The organism is Agrobacterium sp. CFBP2214 (assembly GCF_030209895.1).
GTDB classification, from domain to species: Bacteria; Pseudomonadota; Alphaproteobacteria; order Rhizobiales; family Rhizobiaceae; genus Agrobacterium; species Agrobacterium radiobacter.
The window spans coordinates 22343-38081 of sequence record NZ_JARVRC010000021.1 but is presented as its reverse complement, the minus strand read 5'-3'; the positions used below and the strand labels follow the sequence as shown (position 1 = coordinate 38081).

Here is a 15739-nt window from a genome sequence, read left to right as displayed (position 1 = left end):
GTCATGGCCAGGCCGCATAAGACGGCGGCGGCACGTTCTGCATTCGCGTTGCCGTTCTCCTGAACCGGCCGGGAGACGTGCCCTCGTTGCGGGTGAAGAAGCGATTGAAATAACCGGGGTCCTGAAATCCCAATCGGAATGCGATTTCAGCGACTTGCAGCGATGAGTTGAGAAGAAGATCGCGCGCTTCGGAAAGCAGTTCCCGGTGAATATAGGCCTGCGGCGAAAGCCCTGTCGCCTTGCGCACTGCAAATCCAAGACGTTCGCGGTTGACGCCGAGGCGCCTTGCATAGTCTTCCACACCCCATTGGTCGCGTTTGTGCTGGTTGACCAGCAGCACAAAACGCTCGGTGAGGCTGCCGGGGGTTGAGACGGCTGCGGCAATATCGGCGATGGCGTGCTGGCAGATGCGGATAAGGGTGACGGAGAGCAGGCTTTCGATGATCGTGTCCGAACCGGTTGTCGCGCGGACGTTTTCGCTGGCGATGGTCTCGAGATAACCCGCCAGCTCCAGCCGGTCCTTCTCTGCCGGCGTCTGCGTCAGAACACGTTGCAATATATTGCGAACAGCGCTTGCGCTCGTGCCGGTGGGCATCGCATGGGCAAGCCCGATCTCCGTCGTCTTAAGCAGCGATCCACGGCTTCCGGGATTCAGCCGCAGGCGGCCGGTGGGGCCGATGGGCAGCCAGATAAGCCCCGGCGCCGGGACAGGCAGCGTCTTTTCGCCCTGTATGATTTCCGCCTCCCCGGCGGAAACGAGAAGTAGATGGGCGCTATCCGATTCCAGCCGGAATTCGGATATGCGCAGCGTGGAGGCGAGGATGCGCGCCGTGATCTCCAAGCGATTGCCGGCAATCTGGCTGTGCAGTGGCATTCAATCCCCAAAAGTACAATAATGCGCCACACTAGTGCATTTTATATGCGGCTGTCATTGCTAAACTTTGCTTGGCGCAGGGGAAAGCCTTGAGGAGAACGGCAACCCCGACAACGCGCTTTGGGAGGAACATCATGAATAGTCTGAAGCGCAGAACGCTGTTCTGCCTGCTCTCCGGTGCTGCCTTGTCGGCGGTATCTTTCGGTCACGCCATTGCGCAGGATCGTACCTCGGTGAAGATCGGTTATGCCGTTTCAAAAAGCGGCGCCAATGCCACGGGTGCTGGCATCACCACCATTCCGAACTACAAATTATGGGTGAAAGAGGTCAACGATGCCGGTGGCCTGACCCTGCCGGATGGCAAGCGCCTGCCGGTGGAAGTGGTCGAGTATGACGACCGCTCCTCGGCCGAGGATGCGGTGCGGTTCACCGAGCGTCTGGCGAGCCAGGACAAGGTCGATTTCATCCTGCCGCCCTGGGGCACGGGCTTCAATCTGGCCGTCGCACCGCTTTACGACCGTTTCGGTTATCCACAGCTGGCCGTGACCGGCGTTACCGACAAGGCGCCCGATTTCGCGGCGCGCTGGAAAAAGAGCTTCTGGATGCTGGGCGGTGGTCATGACTATGCCAATGCGCTCGCCGATGTCTTGAAAGCTGCGCGCGATGCCGGCCAGATCAACGACAAGGTCGCGGTGATTTCCGTGGCTGACGGTTTCGGCATCGATCTCATCAAGGCCGCGCGGCCGGCGCTGAAGGAAGCGGGTTTCACGCTTGCCTATGACAAGACCTATCCGGTCGGCACCTCGGATTTCGCAGCACTTGTGAACGAGGCGGCGGCGAGCGGTGCGGACAGCTTCATCGCTTTTTCCTATCCGCCCGACAGTTTTGCGGTGACGAAACAGGCGCAGACCGCGCGATATAATCCGAAGGTCCTTTATATCGGTGTCGGCGGTGCTTTCCCGATCTTCCCGAAGGTCTCGGATGGCAAGCAGGAAGGCGTGATCAGCATCGGCGGCGTCGATGGCAGCAGCGACAAGATCGAGGATTATTTCAAGCGCCACGAAGCCTTCATAGGCACCAAGCCGGACAGCTGGGCAAGCGCCATCACCTATGCAAGCCTCGAAATGCTGGCCCAGTCCATCCAGCGCGTCGGCCTCGACAAGGTGGCGGTGGCAAATGAACTTTCGACGGGAAGCTTCGACACCGTCATCGGCCCGGTCAAGCTTGAAGACAACCAGCTTCGCCAGCTCTGGTGGGCGGGGCAATGGCAGGGTGAGCGTTTTGTGGCGATTGCGCCCGCAGACCGCCCGGGTGCGGCCAAGCCGGTCGTTCCGAAGCCGCAATGGTGAGCCTTTGCCGGCCGGGGCCGCGAACCCCGGCCGGAAGGCTTCGGCCATCTTCCATACTGGAGACATTCCCTTGTTCTTATCCACCCTCATCTTCGGCTTGATGCTGGGAGGGACCTATGCGCTGATCGCGCTTGGACTTTCGCTGCAATATGGCATTGCCCGCATCATGAACCTTGCTTATGGCGAGGTGCTGATTGCGGCTGCCTTCATCACCTTCGTGTTGTTTTCCAGCTATGGCCTGTCGCCGCTCTGGTCGCTGTTCATCATCGTGCCGCTTGGTTACGCCCTGTCTTTCGTGATCTACCGGGTCATGATGCGGCCGCTGGTGCGCCGTTCGGGCGGCTCCGGCCGCCTGGAAGTCGATTCCATTCTGGCGACCTTCGGGCTGCTCTTCGTTATCCAGGGGATCATGCTCGTGGTGTTCGGCGGCAACTACCATTCCTATTCCTATCTCTCCGATGGCGTCGACATCTTCGGCACGACGGTAGCGCTGAACCGGCTCCTGTCGTTCATCCTGTCGGTCGCGATTGGCGGCGGGCTTTATCTAGCGCTCACCCACAGCCGCTGGGGCCTGAACCTGCGGGCGGTGGCGCTTGCGCCCAAATCCGCGCCGCTGGTCGGCATTGATGTGAACCGTGTGGCCTCGATCGGCTTTGCGCTTGGCGGAGCACTCGCCGTGGCCGGCGGGGTGATGATCTCGATGTACCAGACCTTTTCCGCCTCCTATGGCGTGGTCTTCACCATGAAGGCGCTTGTCGTCGTCATCATGGGCGGTGTCGGCAATCTGCTTGGCGCGCTGGTGGCCGGCCTGCTGCTCGGTCTCGTGGAAACCTTCGTGCTCGTTTATGTCGATCCCGGCCTCACGCTTGCCGCCACCTATCTGCTCTTTCTCGTGGTGCTGCTCTGGCGTCCGGAAGGCATCTTCGCAAGGAGGGGCAAATGATCCCGCTTCTCATCGGCCTTGCCGCAGCTGCACTGCTGGCGCTTTCCCCCTTCTTTTTCGATGCCTATGGCGTCGGCGTCATTATCGGCCTTCTCGGTTATGCGACGCTCGCCTCTGCTTGGGCGATGTTCTCCGGCCCGACGCGCTATATTTCGCTCGCCACCGTCGCCTTTTTCGGTGTCGGGGCCTATACGGTCGCGGTGCTGAGCGAGGTTCTGCCATGGCCGCTGGTGCTCCTGTGCGCGGCCCTTGTCGGCGCGGCGCTGGCGCTTGTCGTCGGGCTTTCCACACTGCGCGTCGCCGGCATTTATTTCGTGATCTTTTCCTTTGGTCTTGCCGAGCTCATCCGCCAGCTCATCACCTGGTATGAGGTGAATGTGACCGGCACGCTCGGGCGTTACATCTTCTTGCCGCTGGAGCCGCAACACGTACTCTGGCAATTGCTGGCGCTGGCTGTCGTCACACTTTTGCTGTCGACGCTCATCGACCGCAGCAAGCTCGGATTGGCGCTGAAGGCAATCGGTGACGACGAGGTCGTGGCCGCCCATGCGGGTATCAACTTGGCCCGCACCAAGCTGACGCTCTTCGTGCTGTCCGCCACGATCATCACGCTTGTCGGCGCTATTCAGGCCCCGCGCTGGGTCTATATCGAGCCGGCCATCGTCTTTAATCCGCAGGTATCGTTCCTCACCGTCATCATGGCGTTGCTCGGCGGAGCCACACGCCGCTTGGGACCCATTCTCGGTGCGGTGCCGCTGTTCCTGCTGTTCGAGTGGCTGGGCGCGAACTTCCCCAATCATTTTTCCATCATTCTCGGCGCTCTCTTCATCCTCATCGTTTTTGTTCTGCCGGATGGGGTGCTGGCGGCGCTGGAGAAGCTGCGCAAAAAGGAGAAAGCCGCATGAGCGCCGTTCTCGAAATCACTGATATCCGCAAGACCTTTGGCGGGCTGAAGGCGGTGGATGGCCTTGGCCTCACCATCGAGGCCGGCGAGGTCGTCGGGCTGCTAGGGCCAAACGGTTCCGGCAAGACGACGCTGATGAACCTCGTCTCCGGGGCGCTGAAGCCCACTGAAGGGTCTATCCGGCTCAAAGGGCAGGAGATTGCAGGCCGGCGGCCGGATGTGATTGCGCGCGCCGGCGTGGCGCGCACCTTCCAGCTCGTGCGGCTTTTGCCGTCGCTTTCCCTGCTTGAAAACGTTGCCGTATCGGCCATGTTCGGGCCACAACGCCTGTCCCGTATCGAGGCGGAGAAGGTCGCGCGCGCCTGCCTCGAAAGAATAGGCCTTGCCGGGCGGGAAACCATGCCGGCCGGCGACCTCACCTATATCGATCAGAAACGCCTTGAACTGGCGCGTGCGCTGGCGGGCGAACCGAAGCTTCTGTTGCTGGATGAATGGCTTGCAGGTCTCAATCCCACCGAACTGCAGGAAGGGATAGCGCTGATCCGGCGGTTGGCATCCGAGGGTACGACGATCCTGCTGGTGGAACATATCATGGCTGCTGTGCACGCACTCTGCCCGCGCTCCGTGGTCATGGCGGCCGGTCGCAAGATCGCCGATGGGCCGACGGCAACGGTGCTTGACGATCCGCAGGTCATTTCCGCCTATCTGGGAGCGGCGCATGCTTGAAATAGACGCACTGACAATCCGCTACGGCAAACATCTCGCGGTTGACGGCATATCGCTCAATGTTGCCAAGGGCGAAACGGTGGTGCTGCTTGGTGCCAATGGTGCGGGCAAGTCGTCTTTGCTGAAGGCGGTCGGCGGCATGGTGGCTCCGGTCTCCGGCGAAGTGCGCGTCAATGGCGCGTCGCTTGCCGCTGTCCCCGCCCATCAGATTGTGGAGCGGGGCGTGGCGCTGGTGCCGGAGGGACGCGGAATTTTCGCGGCGCTGACGGTGGAGGACAATCTCCGTCTCGGGGCCAATCCCCGCCATGCCCGTTCAGCGGAAAAAGCGACACGAGAGCATATTTTCTCGCTGTTTCCGCGCCTTGCCGAGCGGCGGCAGCAGCTTGCCGGCACCATGTCCGGCGGCGAACAGCAGATGGTCGCCATCGGGCGTGCGCTAATGTCAGCGCCGGATTATCTATTGCTGGACGAGCCGAGCCTTGGCCTTGCGCCCATCGTCACGCAGGAGCTTTTTGCCGCTTTGGCGGAGATCAAGAAGAGCGGCCTTTCAATTCTGCTCGTGGAGCAGAATGTGCGCGAAAGCCTCGCACTTGCCGATCGCGGATATTTGCTGGAAGCAGGGCGGATTGTCGGGGCAGGCACGGCTGAGGCCCTGTCCGCCGATCCCGCCGTGCAACGGGCGTTTCTTGGCGGCACCACCGCCGCCATTGTCTGAATTCAGGAGGAAGACCATGCAGACAGTCAATCTTTTCATCGGCGGCGACCATTGCCCGGCCACAAGCGGCAAGCGTTTCGAACGCAGCAACCCCATCACCGGCGACGTGGCGACGAGTGCTGCGGCGGCAACGGTGGAGGACGCCACCCGGGCAGCCGATGCCGCGGCGGCCGCTTTCCCGGTCTGGTCGGCAACGCCTCCCGGTGAACGCCGCCGCCTGCTTCTGGCTGCCGCACAGGCGCTTCTCGCTGCCGGGCCTGACATTACCCAGGCGATGAAGGAAGAAATCGGCGCAACCGATGCCTGGGCCGGGTTCAACGTCAAACTGGCAAGCGATATGCTGGTGGAGGCGGCAAGCCTGACGACCCAGATCAAGGGCGAGGTCATTCCTTCCAACCGTCCCGGAACCATGGCGATGGCACTGCGCCAGCCCGCCGGTGTCGTGCTGTCCATCGCGCCGTGGAATGCGCCGGTCATTCTCGGCGTGCGCTCCATCGCCACGCCGCTCGCCTGCGGCAATACGGTTGTCATGAAGACCTCGGAACTGTGCCCGCGCACCCATGCGCTGATCATTGAAGCCGTCGCTTCGGCGGGTCTGCCGAAGGGCGTGCTCAACGCCGTCTCCAATGCACCGGAAGATGCGGCAAAGATCGTCGATACGCTGATCGCACACCCCGCCGTCAGACGCGTGAATTTCACCGGCTCGACCCGCGTTGGCCGGGTGATTGCCGAAACCGCCGGCCGTTATCTGAAACCCGCTTTGCTGGAGCTTGGCGGCAAGGCGCCGTTCATCGTGCTTGATGACGCCGATATCGATGCGGCTGTCGCGGCTGCCGCTTTCGGCGCTTATATGAACCAGGGCCAGATCTGCATGTCGACGGAGCGCATCATCGTACTCGACAGCGTTGCCGATGCATTTGTGGAGGCCTTCGCCAAAAAAGCGTCGAGCCTCACGGCCGGCGATCCGCGTGAGGGCAAAACACCGCTCGGCTCGCTGGTCAGCGCCGAAGCGACATCGCGCATTCGGGCGCTGGTGGATGATGCCGTCTCCAAGGGCGCGCGGCTGGCCGCGGGCGGCGGCGGTAATGGCACGATGGTGGATGCGATCGCCGTCGATGGCGTCACGCCCGCCATGCGACTTTATGCGGAGGAAAGCTTCGGTCCCGTCGTCTCCATCATCCGCGCCGGCAGCATCGATGAGGCGGTGAGCATCGCCAACGAAACCGAGTTCGGTCTTTCCGCCGCAATTTTCGGCAGGGATCAGGCACGGGCGCTTGCCATTGCCGCCCGCATTGAAAGTGGCATCTGCCACATCAACGGCCCGACCGTTCACGATGAAGCGCAGATGCCCTTCGGCGGGGTCAAGGCTTCCGGTTACGGCCGCTTCGGCGGTACGGCGGGCATTGCGGAATTCACTGAGCTACGCTGGGTCACGCTGCAGGACGGGCCGCTGCATTATCCGATCTGAACAGGAAACGGTACAGGGTGGCGGGCGGCGTCATCGCCGCTCGTCAATCAGCCAGCCGGTGAGTTTTCTCACCGCGCTGTCGCTGCTTTTCGGCCGCATCAGCCAGTAGCCGCGTCCCGGCGCATCGAGGCTCGGGCCGGCCATCACCAGCACGCCGGCCTCAAGCAACGGATCGACCAGTCCTGCCCAGCCGAGCGCGAAACCCTGTTCGCCGATGGTTGCCTGCACCACCATGGTGTAATTGTTGAAGCTGATATCGCCGCCATCATGCTCGGCACCGCGATGCACGCCGAAATGCTTGAAGTAGGCAGCCCAGTCGAACCAGTGCGCTTGCGAGGTATTTTCGAGGTGGATGAGCTTTCGCCGTGAAAAATCCGCGACGGTCGCGGGTGCCGGTGTTTCGGTCAGCAGGGCAGGTGAGCAGACCGGCGTGACCTTCTCCGAGAGCAGCAACACCGCCCCTTCGCCGGCTTCCTGCCGCGTGCCGAAAATGATCATCACGTCGCTATCATGTTTGCCCTGACCAAGAGGGTCCTGCGTTGCCACGATCTGGATGTTTATGTCGGGGTTGAGCGCTCGAAAGCCATGCATGCGCGGGATGAGCCACAGGGACGAAAAGGCATAGTCCGTGTGCAGGCGGATAGTCTGCCGGTCCTCCGTCCGGCGAAGCTGCTGCGCGAGAAGATCGATGGCGTCGACATTACGCGAGACGATGTCGAACAGCTTTTGTCCTTCGGCGGTGAGTTCGATGCCGCGATGCTTGCGCCGGATAAGAACCACGCCCAGCTCATCCTCGAGTTTGCGCATCTGATAGCTGACGGCCGGCTGGGTCAGTCGCAGCGATGCCGCCGCAGCCGTGAGGCTGCCGCGGCGCGCGACATCGGTGAAAATGCGCATCCATCCGAGGTCAAGCGGCCGATCAGACATTAAATTTCCTTATATCAGTCATCGAAAAATACCCGCTTCACAGGCAAAAACAATGTGGTGTTCAATAAACTGGACTAATAAAAGGGGAGCCGCAATGAAAACCGTTTCTCATCTGCACCGCATCGCCGCCGGTCTCATTCTGTCCGTGGCGGCATTCTCCACCCCGCTACAGGCGGCCGATGACGCCGCCTGCAAGACCATTCGCCTCAGCGATCCCGGCTGGACCGACATTACTGCTACTAACGGTGTCGCTTCCGTCGTGCTCGATGCGCTGGGTTATGAAGCCGACGTCAAGACGCTTTCGGTGCCGATCGGCTACCAGGCCATGAAAAATGGCGAAATCGATGTCTTTCTCGGCAACTGGATGCCGGCCCAGAAGTCCTTCGTCGACGATCTGAACGCGGCGAAAGCGGCCGAGGTGATGACGAAGAACCTGGAGGGCGCCAAGTTCACGCTGGCGGTGCCTTCCTATATGGCGGAAAAGGGCGTGAAGGATTTTGCCGATCTCGCCAGACATGCCGATGAGTTCGAAAGCAAGATTTACGGCATCGAGCCGGGCGCGCCGGCCAACCAGAATATCCAGAAGATCATCGACGCCAATGATTTCGGCCTGAAAGGCTGGCAGCTCGTTGAATCCGGCGAACAGGCCATGCTGGCGCAGGTGGAACGGGCGGGCAGGGACAAGAAGGCCGTGGTCTTCCTCGCCTGGGCGCCGCATCCGATGAATGAGAAGATCGATATCGCCTATCTCTCCGGAGGTGACGCCTATTTCGGCCCGAATTTCGGCGGCGCGGAAGTCTATACGCTGGCCCGCACCGGCTGGGCGCAGCAATGCCCGAATGCGGCGACGCTGTTCAAGAACCTGAAGTTTGATATCGGCATGGAAAACAGCCTGATGGGCTCCATTCTCGGCGGTGAGGATTCCAAAGCGGCGGCGACGGCCTGGCTGAAGGCCAATCCGAAGGTGCTGGATGGCTGGCTGCAAGGCGTCACCACGCTGGATGGCAAGCCGGGTGCGGACGCCGTCAAAGGCAAGCTTGGTCTCTAAGCCGGAAAGTCGAAATGCCGCGTCCCAATATCCTGATCCTGATGGCCGACCAGTTCAACGGGACGTTTTTTCCCGATGGTCCGGCCGATTTTATCCACGCACCACATCTGAAAGCACTGGCGGAGCGGTCTGTCCGCTTCGCCAACACTTACACGGCAAGCCCGCTCTGCGCGCCGGCCCGCGCTTCTTTCATGTCCGGGCAGTTGCCCAGCCGGACGCGGGTCTATGATAACGCTGCCGAATTCGCTTCCGACATTCCGACCTATGCGCACCATCTGCGGGCGGCGGGTTATTACACCGGCCTTTCAGGCAAGATGCATTTCGTCGGACCGGACCAATTACATGGCTTCGAAGAGCGTCTGACGACGGATATCTATCCGGCGGATTTCGGTTGGACGCCTGATTATACCAAGCCCGGCGAACGGATCGACTGGTGGTATCACAATCTCGGCTCGGTCACCGGTGCGGGTGTCGCTGAAATCACCAATCAGATGGAATATGATGACGAGGTGGCCTATCACGCCACCCGCAAGCTCTACGATCTGTCGCGCCGGCTCGATGACCGCCCCTGGTGCCTGACCGTCAGCTTCACCCATCCGCACGACCCCTATGTGGCGCGGCGCAAATTCTGGGATCTCTACGAGGATTGCCCGGCGCTTGATCCGCAGACATCGGCGATTGCCTTCGAGGAGCAGGATTCGCATTCGAAACGGTTGCTGGAAGCCTGCGATCATGAGGCTTTCGATATTTCGCCGGAGCAGATACGCCGTGCACGGCGCGGTTATTTCGCCAATATCTCCTATATCGACGAGAAGATCGGTGAGATTCTCGACGTGCTGAAAGCGACACGGATGGAGGAGGACACCATCATCCTCTTCCTGTCCGACCATGGCGACATGCTGGGCGAGCGTGGGCTTTGGTTCAAGATGTGTTTCTTTGAGGGCTCCGCCCGCGTGCCGCTGATGATCGCCGCACCCGGCTGGCAGCCGGCCCTGATCGACACGCCCGTCTCGACGCTCGATGTCACGCCGACGCTCTGCGGGCTTGCGGGCCTCGATATCACCTCGCTCAAACGCTGGACCGATGGCGAAGACCTGTCGGCGCTGGCTGCGGGAACTGGAGAGCGCGGCCCGGTGCCGATGGAATATGCCGCCGAAGGCTCGATCGCGCCGCTCGTCGCCATCCGTGACGGGCGCTACAAGCTGTCGGTCTGCGAGGCTGATCCGCCGCTGCTTTACGATCTCGAAGCCGATCCGGAAGAGCGCACCAACCTTGCCGGTGATCCCGCTTTCAGTGCCGTGCTTTCATCGCTTGCCAGCGAAATCGACCGGCGCTGGCAATTGCCTGTTTTCGATGCTGCCGTGCGGGAAAGCCAGGCGCGGCGCTGGGTGGTCTACAAGGCGTTGCGCAATGGCGCTTATTACCCGTGGGATTACCAGCCGCTGCAAAAGGCCTCCGAACGCTACATGCGCAACCACATGGACCTTAACGTGCTGGAAGAGAACCAGCGTTTTCCGCGCGGGGAGTGATGTGGGCAGGGCGTCTCACGCGGCGGCGGTCACCTTCGGTGCGCCGCCTGCCGCCTGCACGGCAAGACTGCCCGCTGCGATGCCGGCTTCGAGGCATTGCTGTTCGTTCTGACCCTGAAGCCATGTATCAAGAAAACCGGCATTAAAGGCATCGCCTGCGCCGGTCGTATCGACCACCGGGACCTTTTGGGCGGCTTTATGCTGAATCCCGGCTGCAGATGATACCCATGCACCCTCCGCGCCGCCTTTGAGGGCGACCATCGGGAAAGCCTCCGCCAATCTCCGGATAGCCGTTTCCGGTTCCGAATGCCCGGTGATTGCTTCGGCCTCTTCAAGATTGGGCAAAAAAACGTCGACACCGGCACAGGCCCTGAGCAGACCCTTGTCGTAGATCAGCGAGGCGTCCCAGCTCGGGTCGAGCGAGACGGACAATCCGCTCGCCTTGGCGCGCGCGACGAGATCGGGGATTTCGTGCAAAGTAGCGAATTCGGCGATGTGCATATGCCGTGCCTTGTCCCACGCAAGGGCGGTATCCAGTGTCGAAGGTCGGGCGGCGCCGGCGCGGCGTGTCAAAAATGCACGGTCGTGGCCAACCACCGTCGCCACCGTGACCTGCGGCCCCGCATCCGCCGAATGCTCCAGAAATTGCAGATCGACACCGCTCTCCTGCATTTTCTCACCGATATCGCGCGAGAAGGTGTCGGTGCCGAGCCTTGCAAGCAGCGCAGCGGGACGGCCGATATGGGCGAGATGCGCGGCGGCGATGAAAGCCCCGCCGCCGGCGGCGATTTCCATGTCGCGTGCAAACAGTTCCCGGCCGAGCACCGGCAATTCGTCAAGCCCGGTGAAAATGAGGTCGCAATAGATGCGGCCAATGCTGATGACGGCTGATTTTTCTGTTGTCATCATGCGCGGCCCAGAAGCTTTTCCGTCTTCGCATCGAAAAGATAAAGCGCGCCTGTTTCCGCCCGGCATTGCAGCCGGGTGCCAACTGCCGGAATGGATTTGCCTCTAGAGGTTGCGATCACCGAGGTAGTGTCGGTGTCCAGATGAACCAGTGTTTCCGGGCCAAGAGGCTCAACCGCGGTTACCGTTCCTTCAAGCGTAAACGTTCCCTGTGTGGCGTCGGTTTCTCCAACCAGCAGGTCGTGCGGCCGCACACCGATCAAAAACTCGCCCGTGGCGGAGGGCGTAACGCTGTTGGTTGTTTTGGTCCCTCGCAAAAGGTTCATCGAGGGGCTGCCGATGAAGCGGGCGGTAAACACATCGACGGGTGTTTCGTAGAGTTCAGTCGGCGTGCCAACCTGCAGGATATGGCCGTCCTTCATGACGACAATCCGGTCCGCCATGGTCATGGCTTCCACCTGGTCGTGGGTAACGTAGACGGTTGTCGTCTTAAGACGTTGATGCAAGCGCTTGATTTCAATGCGCATCTGCGATCTCAGCTGGGCGTCGAGATTGGATAGCGGCTCGTCGAAAAGAAAGGCTGCGGGATCGCGCACCATGGCGCGGCCGATGGCGACGCGCTGCCGCTGGCCGCCAGACAAAGCCGCTGGCCGACGGTCGAGCAACGCCTCAAGCCCCAGCACCCGCCCGGCCTCTTCGATACGCCGGTTCTTTTCCGCCTTGTCGAGCTTTGCGGTATAAAGCCCGAAGCCAATATTCTGGCGAACCGTCATATGCGGGTAGATCGCATAGTTCTGGAAGACCATGGCGATGTTGCGCTGTTTCGGTTCCTTCTCGTTGACGACGTTCCCGCCGATCTTCAGCGTGCCGTCGGAGATTTCTTCGAGCCCTGCGATCATGCGCAGCGTCGTCGATTTTCCGCAGCCGGAAGGGCCGACGAAAACGACGAATTCGCCATCTTCGATGGCAAGGTCGATGCCCTTGACCGCCTCCACCTTGCCGTAGCGCTTTACGAGTTGAGTGAGTTCGATTGTCGCCATTATCGCGCTCCCGTCAGGGCGGTGAATTTCTCTGCCAGTTCGGCGGCCTTTGCCGCTTCGTGATCGGCGGATCGTTTTGCTTCCGCCTCGAATGCAGCAAGCTTGCCGCGATAGGCGGCAATCGCCTCCCGCATCGGTTCGGGGGCAGGGCCGCCGAAGCGGCCGCGTACCGCGACAAAGTGCTCCGGCGAGACGATCTGCCTGAACTTTTCTTCGCTGATGCCGGTTTTGCGCCCCGCCAGTTCCTCGAACGCGTTGAGGAACGGCTGGTAGCCGTCATTCGGCAGATCGCCCTTCAGCGCCACAACGCTCTTGGCGACAGTCGCGGCGATCTCGTGGGCCTGGCGGAATGACAGGTCCTCGATGCGGACGAGCGAATCCGCCAGTTCCGTGATGGTGATGCAGGAACGGCGGATATTCTGGTCGACCCTCTCAGGGTCGATGCTGATCTGGCCGACAAGGCTGGCGAGGAGATCGAGAACCCGGCCGGCCGAAGCGAAGGCCTCGTAACCCATGCCCTGCGTTTCACCTTCGCTGTCGTTCATATCGGTGAAGGGCGTGTTGTGCATCACGTCGAGCATGGTCCGCGCCCGCCCGAACGTCTGGCTGGCGAGGTGGCGCAGATGTTCGATCGGCACCGGGTTGCGCTTCTGCGGCATGATCGAGGATATCTGCACCAGCGAATTCGGCACGTAGATCTGGCCGACTTCGAAGCTCGTCCAGAACTGGAAGTCCTGAATGAGCCTGCCGAGATGCAGGAACATCAACTCGATCGCGCCATAGGTCGCCGTCGTGTAGTCGACGGCGGCGATGCAGGAATAGGAATTGCGCAGCGGCGCGGCAAAACCGAGAAGCTCGGCGACGCGGGCGCGATCAATGGGAAAGCCGGAGGTGGTGATGGCGGCGGCGCCCATGGGTGAGAGATCGACGATTCGGCGAGCTTCCGCGAAACGGTCGATATCCCGAATGAGGACTTCGATGGCGGCGGAGAGATAATGGCCGAAAGTGGTGGGCTGGGCCGGCTGCCCATGCGTATAGGCCACAATCAGGGTGGATTGATTGCGCTCGGCGGCATCAATCAGCGCTTTCAGCAGAACACGCGCCTTGGCGGTGAGCGTGTCGATCTTTTCCTTGAGGCCGATCTTGAACAGGGTGTGATCGATATCGTTGCGCGAGCGGGCCGTGTGCAGGCGACCGGCGACATCGACGCCGATACGGGCCTTCAGTTCCTTTTCGATCAGGAAGAAGAAATCCTCGACCTCGCCGGTATAGACCAGCTCCGATGGCTCGATGGTCCTGTCGATGTCTTCGAGCGCGCCGGCGATTCTCGCCGCCGTTTCAGCATCCAGAATTCCGGTTTCGCGCAGCATGACGAGATGCGCGCGGTCGATGCGGCGGAACCCGTCGACATGGTGGTTCTTGGCGCCATCGAAAAGCGGGCGCAGCACGGTTTCCTTGTAGACAGGATCGGGAAACCTGCTGGTGTCGGACAGGCGCGGGTTGATATCGGCCATGATGTTATCCTTTCAGGCCCGCCAGCATCACACCGCGAACGATGTAGCGTTGCAGGACGATGAAGACGATGAGGGTGGGGATGGTCGCAATGGCTGCGCCCGTCATGATCATTTCCCACTGGATCTGCTGTTCCACGGCAAAGCTCGAAAGACCGACTGGCAGGGTGTAAAGCTCCTTGCTTGTCGTGACGATCAGCGGCCAGAAGAAGGCGGTCCAGTTGCCGAGGAAGGTGAAGATTGCCAGCGCCGAAAGAGCAGGCGTCACCAGCGGCAGGGCCACTTTCCACCAGATCTGGAATTCGTTCAGACCGTCGACGCGTGCGGCCTCGATGAAGTCGTTCGGAACCGTCTCGAAAAACTGCTTCATGAGGAAGGTGCCGAACGCCGTCATCATTCCCGGGAACATGATCCCCCAGTAGCTGTCGAGCCAGCCCAGCTGGCTGGACATCAGATACCAGGGAATAACCAGCATTTCGGTCGGTATCATCAGCGTCGACAGGATGGCGAGGAAGATGAAATAACGGCCGCGGAACTCGAATTTCGCCAGCGTGTAGCCGACCAGACTGTCAAAGAAGCAGTTGGAAACAGTGACGATGACCGCGACCAGCATGGAGTTGAAGAACCAGCGCAGGAAACGGCCGTCGGCCATGACCGTGATATAGTTCGCAAGCGTCGGCGCGGCCGGGATGAGCCTGAGATCATAGACCTGGTCCGCCGTCTTGAACGAGGTCGAGAACATGAAGAGCAGCGGTGAGACCATGATCAGGCCGCCGATGAACAGCAGCGTCCAGGTGACGATGCGGCCGGGGCGGATGCGGGCGTGGGAGAGTGGCGGCGCTTCGCTCATTTCTTTTCCCTCAGGACCCAGAGCTGGACCAGCGATACGACAAGAAGAATGGTGAACAGGACGACCGTCTGTGCTGCGGCATAGCCCATCGCATAGGAATTGAACGCGGTCTGGTAGATCATCAGTACCAGCGGCTTGGTTGAGCCGAGCGGTCCGCCCGGATCATTGGTGGTCATGTTGTAGACCTGGTCGAAGATGCGCAGGAAGCCGATGGAGGAAAACACCACGAGGAAAACGGTGGTTGGTTTCAGGAGCGGCAGCGTGATCTTTCGAAGGATCGCCCATTCGCCGAGCCCGTCGATGCGGGCGGCTTCGTAGAATGTCGTCGGAATGGCGCGCAGGCCCGCCATGAAGATGATGATCTGGAAACCGAGCCCCGCCCAGATGGCTGTCACCATGACCGAATAAAGCGCCTGATCGGTGGAGCGGATGAAGGGCTGCTGCGGAATGCCGATCATGCCAAGCACATCGTTGATGATGCCGATCGGCGGCGGCTGGTAGAACCAGCGCCAGACCCAGGCCATGGCCGCTGCGGTCGTCAGATAGGGCAGGAAATAAAGGGCGCGGATGAAACCGTGCAGGATGCGGCCCCGGTCAAGATAAAAGGCGATGACAAAAGCCAGCACCAGGCTGATCGGCGTGCCGACGATGAGATAGGTGAAGGTATTCTTGAATACCTTCCAGAATTGCGGGTCCTTGAACAGCTTCACATAATTGGCGATGCCGATGAACTTCGCTGGCCGCAGAAGGTCCCAGTTGGTGAAGGACAGATAGAAGGCCTGTAGCGTCGGGTAAAAACGGATGACGCTGTAGAAGAGGATCGGGATCGCCAGAAAGCTCCAGATCCACAAAAGCCGTTTCGTGCGCATGGAAAGGCGATCCCCGAAGGAGCCGCCGGGGCGGCCGGATGCCGCCCCCTGTTGATCTATCGCTGTCATGGTTGGACCTG

At 61.0% G+C, this 15739-nt stretch carries 15 protein-coding genes; 8 read left to right on the top strand and 7 right to left on the bottom strand.

Annotation, left to right across the window (positions count from 1 at the left end; translation table 11 throughout):
- Position 1 precedes the first annotated feature (1 nt).
- Positions 2 to 874 (bottom strand): helix-turn-helix transcriptional regulator, encoded by an 873-nt coding sequence (locus QRN60_RS24725; RefSeq protein ID WP_112950976.1) that lies wholly within the window; start codon positions 872 to 874, stop codon positions 2 to 4.
- A gap of 134 nt (positions 875 to 1008) precedes the next feature.
- On the opposite strand from QRN60_RS24725, the gene QRN60_RS24720 reads away from it, so the two are divergent.
- The 6 genes from QRN60_RS24720 to QRN60_RS24695 all read left to right on the top strand — a co-directional run bounded on the left by QRN60_RS24720 (position 1009) and on the right by QRN60_RS24695 (position 6979).
- Entirely contained in the window at positions 1009 to 2223 is a 1215-nt protein-coding gene (locus QRN60_RS24720) for an amino acid ABC transporter substrate-binding protein (RefSeq protein ID WP_112346342.1), read from the top strand.
- A 70-nt stretch (positions 2224 to 2293) separates the two neighbouring features.
- Positions 2294 to 3166 (top strand): branched-chain amino acid ABC transporter permease, encoded by an 873-nt coding sequence (locus QRN60_RS24715; protein ID WP_020811628.1) that lies wholly within the window; start codon positions 2294 to 2296, stop codon positions 3164 to 3166.
- Positions 3163 to 4071: a branched-chain amino acid ABC transporter permease gene (locus QRN60_RS24710; protein ID WP_129565203.1), complete on the top strand. Its 909-nt coding sequence runs from the start codon at positions 3163 to 3165 to the stop codon at positions 4069 to 4071. The genes QRN60_RS24715 and QRN60_RS24710 overlap by 4 nt, the downstream gene beginning before the upstream one ends.
- Complete coding sequence (locus QRN60_RS24705; protein ID WP_080864439.1) at positions 4068 to 4796, top strand: ABC transporter ATP-binding protein; 729 nt, start codon at positions 4068 to 4070, stop codon at positions 4794 to 4796. Before QRN60_RS24710 ends, QRN60_RS24705 begins: the two co-directional genes overlap by 4 nt.
- The gene (locus QRN60_RS24700) at positions 4789 to 5511 is read left to right on the top strand and encodes an ABC transporter ATP-binding protein (RefSeq protein WP_080864438.1); all 723 of its coding nucleotides are present in this window, start codon (positions 4789 to 4791) and stop codon (positions 5509 to 5511) included. The genes QRN60_RS24705 and QRN60_RS24700 overlap by 8 nt, the downstream gene beginning before the upstream one ends.
- Before the next feature lie 16 nt (positions 5512 to 5527).
- Positions 5528 to 6979 carry an aldehyde dehydrogenase gene (locus QRN60_RS24695; RefSeq protein WP_077998797.1) on the top strand — a complete coding sequence of 484 codons (1452 nt, stop codon included), beginning with the start codon at positions 5528 to 5530 and terminating at the stop codon, positions 6977 to 6979.
- Between the two features lie 30 nt (positions 6980 to 7009).
- Here QRN60_RS24695 and QRN60_RS24690 read toward each other — a convergent pair whose 3' ends face one another.
- A complete protein-coding gene (locus QRN60_RS24690; protein WP_111784927.1) occupies positions 7010 to 7906 on the bottom strand; it encodes a choline sulfate utilization transcriptional regulator in 897 nt (298 codons plus the stop codon).
- A gap of 94 nt (positions 7907 to 8000) precedes the next feature.
- Here QRN60_RS24690 and QRN60_RS24685 point away from each other — a divergent pair, with 94 nt between their 5' ends.
- Positions 8001 to 8954, top strand: a complete 954-nt coding sequence (locus tag QRN60_RS24685; protein ID WP_020810873.1) for a choline ABC transporter substrate-binding protein — start codon at positions 8001 to 8003, stop codon at positions 8952 to 8954.
- A 14-nt stretch (positions 8955 to 8968) separates the two neighbouring features.
- Positions 8969 to 10483 carry a choline-sulfatase gene (gene betC / locus QRN60_RS24680; protein WP_111791826.1) on the top strand — a complete coding sequence of 505 codons (1515 nt, stop codon included), beginning with the start codon at positions 8969 to 8971 and terminating at the stop codon, positions 10481 to 10483.
- A gap of 15 nt (positions 10484 to 10498) precedes the next feature.
- On the opposite strand, the gene QRN60_RS24675 is transcribed toward betC, so the two are convergent.
- The 5 genes from QRN60_RS24675 to QRN60_RS24655 are packed head-to-tail and all read right to left on the bottom strand — an operon-like array spanning position 10499 to position 15728.
- Positions 10499 to 11392 (bottom strand): carbohydrate kinase family protein, encoded by an 894-nt coding sequence (locus QRN60_RS24675; protein WP_111791827.1) that lies wholly within the window; start codon positions 11390 to 11392, stop codon positions 10499 to 10501.
- Positions 11389 to 12429, bottom strand: coding sequence for an ABC transporter ATP-binding protein (locus QRN60_RS24670; protein WP_111791447.1), 1041 nt, complete (start codon positions 12427 to 12429; stop codon positions 11389 to 11391). The genes QRN60_RS24675 and QRN60_RS24670 overlap by 4 nt, the downstream gene beginning before the upstream one ends.
- A complete protein-coding gene (gene argH, locus QRN60_RS24665) occupies positions 12429 to 13943 on the bottom strand; it encodes an argininosuccinate lyase (protein WP_020810877.1) in 1515 nt (504 codons plus the stop codon). Before argH ends, QRN60_RS24670 begins: the two co-directional genes overlap by 1 nt.
- A gap of 4 nt (positions 13944 to 13947) precedes the next feature.
- Complete coding sequence (locus QRN60_RS24660; protein WP_003505628.1) at positions 13948 to 14790, bottom strand: carbohydrate ABC transporter permease; 843 nt, start codon at positions 14788 to 14790, stop codon at positions 13948 to 13950.
- A complete protein-coding gene (locus QRN60_RS24655) occupies positions 14787 to 15728 on the bottom strand; it encodes a carbohydrate ABC transporter permease (RefSeq protein ID WP_284767157.1) in 942 nt (313 codons plus the stop codon). The genes QRN60_RS24660 and QRN60_RS24655 overlap by 4 nt, the downstream gene beginning before the upstream one ends.
- Positions 15729 to 15739: the final 11 nt, after the last annotated feature.

What these genes read in the sequence shown, in the direction of transcription:
- QRN60_RS24725 (WP_112950976.1), bottom strand. Translation starts at nt 874, where the DNA reads ATGCCACTGCACAGCCAGATTGCCGGCAATCGCTTGGAGATCACGGCG.
- QRN60_RS24720 (WP_112346342.1), top strand. Translation starts at nt 1,009, where the DNA reads ATGAATAGTCTGAAGCGCAGAACGCTGTTCTGCCTGCTCTCCGGTGCT.
- QRN60_RS24710 (WP_129565203.1), top strand. Translation starts at nt 3,163, where the DNA reads ATGATCCCGCTTCTCATCGGCCTTGCCGCAGCTGCACTGCTGGCGCTT.
- QRN60_RS24705 (WP_080864439.1), top strand. Translation starts at nt 4,068, where the DNA reads ATGAGCGCCGTTCTCGAAATCACTGATATCCGCAAGACCTTTGGCGGG.
- QRN60_RS24700 (WP_080864438.1), top strand. Translation starts at nt 4,789, where the DNA reads ATGCTTGAAATAGACGCACTGACAATCCGCTACGGCAAACATCTCGCG.
- QRN60_RS24695 (WP_077998797.1), top strand. Translation starts at nt 5,528, where the DNA reads ATGCAGACAGTCAATCTTTTCATCGGCGGCGACCATTGCCCGGCCACA.
- QRN60_RS24690 (WP_111784927.1), bottom strand. Translation starts at nt 7,906, where the DNA reads ATGTCTGATCGGCCGCTTGACCTCGGATGGATGCGCATTTTCACCGAT.
- QRN60_RS24685 (WP_020810873.1), top strand. Translation starts at nt 8,001, where the DNA reads ATGAAAACCGTTTCTCATCTGCACCGCATCGCCGCCGGTCTCATTCTG.
- betC (WP_111791826.1), top strand. Translation starts at nt 8,969, where the DNA reads ATGCCGCGTCCCAATATCCTGATCCTGATGGCCGACCAGTTCAACGGG.
- QRN60_RS24675 (WP_111791827.1), bottom strand. Translation starts at nt 11,392, where the DNA reads ATGATGACAACAGAAAAATCAGCCGTCATCAGCATTGGCCGCATCTAT.
- QRN60_RS24670 (WP_111791447.1), bottom strand. Translation starts at nt 12,429, where the DNA reads ATGGCGACAATCGAACTCACTCAACTCGTAAAGCGCTACGGCAAGGTG.
- argH (WP_020810877.1), bottom strand. Translation starts at nt 13,943, where the DNA reads ATGGCCGATATCAACCCGCGCCTGTCCGACACCAGCAGGTTTCCCGAT.
- QRN60_RS24660 (WP_003505628.1), bottom strand. Translation starts at nt 14,790, where the DNA reads ATGAGCGAAGCGCCGCCACTCTCCCACGCCCGCATCCGCCCCGGCCGC.
- QRN60_RS24655 (WP_284767157.1), bottom strand. Translation starts at nt 15,728, where the DNA reads ATGACAGCGATAGATCAACAGGGGGCGGCATCCGGCCGCCCCGGCGGC.